Source organism: Pseudomonas sp. P5_B2, assembly GCF_056400445.1.
This window is the reverse complement of record NZ_JBFULH010001200.1, coordinates 1-867: the sequence shown is the minus strand read 5'-3', so window position 1 is coordinate 867 and position 867 is coordinate 1. Positions and strand designations below refer to the sequence as shown.

Below are 867 nucleotides of genomic sequence, written 5' to 3'. Positions count from 1 at the left end.
GAAGTCGCGAACCCGAGGCAGGGAGATCGACAGCAGACGATCCAGGAACTCGTACATACGCTCACGGCGCAGGGTCACTTTGACGCCGATCGGCCAACCTTCACGGACTTTAAAGCCAGCGATGGATTTCCGAGCGTAGGTCACAACGACTTTCTGGCCGGTGATCTTTTCCAGGTCGGCAACAGCGTGCTCGATGACTTTTTTGTCACCGACCGCTTCGCCCAGACCCATGTTCAGGGTGATTTTTGTAACGCGTGGAACTTCCATCACGTTCGAAAGCTTAAGTTCTTCCTTAAGTTTCGGTGCGATTTCCTTCCAGTAAATCTCTTTTAGTCGTGCCATGGTCTTCTACCTAGCAGTGTTCAAGCATCAACCGCTTTTTGGGTCGACTTGAAGACACGAATTTTCTTGCCGTCTTCTACTTTGAAACCAACGCGGTCAGCCTTGTTGGTTTCGCCGTTGAAAATGGCGACGTTAGAAGCGTCCAGTGGAGCTTCTTTTTCGACGATACCGCCTTGTACGCCCGACATCGGGTTAGGCTTGGTATGACGCTTAACCAGGTTCAGACCGCCAATAACCAGACGGTTATTAGCGAGAACCTTAAGCACCTTACCGCGCTTACCTTTGTCTTTGCCGGCGATCACGATGATCTCGTCGTCACGACGAATCTTTTGCATGTCGGATCTCCTTACAGCACTTCTGGGGCGAGCGAGACGATCTTCATGAACTTCTCAGTACGAAGTTCACGGGTCACTGGCCCAAAGATACGGGTGCCGATCGGCTCTTGCTTGTTGTTCAGAAGAACAGCAGCGTTGCCATCAAAGCGGATAATGGAGCCATCAGCACGACGTACGCCGTGACGAGTGC

The 867-nt window shown here is 51.9% G+C and carries 3 protein-coding genes; all 3 read right to left on the bottom strand.

Translation table 11 applies throughout. The features are described 5' to 3' along the window. Positions 1 to 342: large ribosomal subunit protein uL5 (gene rpl5 / locus AC1DRJ_RS30195; RefSeq protein ID WP_477805339.1), on the bottom strand; the 342-nt coding region annotated here is incomplete at its 3' end. A gap of 20 nt (positions 343 to 362) precedes the next feature. Next, complete coding sequence (gene rplX, locus AC1DRJ_RS30190; RefSeq protein ID WP_003176416.1) at positions 363 to 677, bottom strand: 50S ribosomal protein L24; 315 nt, start codon at positions 675 to 677, stop codon at positions 363 to 365. A gap of 11 nt (positions 678 to 688) precedes the next feature. Continuing rightward, positions 689 to 867: uL14 family ribosomal protein (locus AC1DRJ_RS30185; RefSeq protein ID WP_477805340.1), on the bottom strand; the 179-nt coding region annotated here is incomplete at its 5' end.

Coding starts and splice junctions, on each gene's coding strand:
- rplX (WP_003176416.1), bottom strand. CDS start 677: ATGCAAAAGATTCGTCGTGACGACGAGATCATCGTGATCGCCGGCAAA.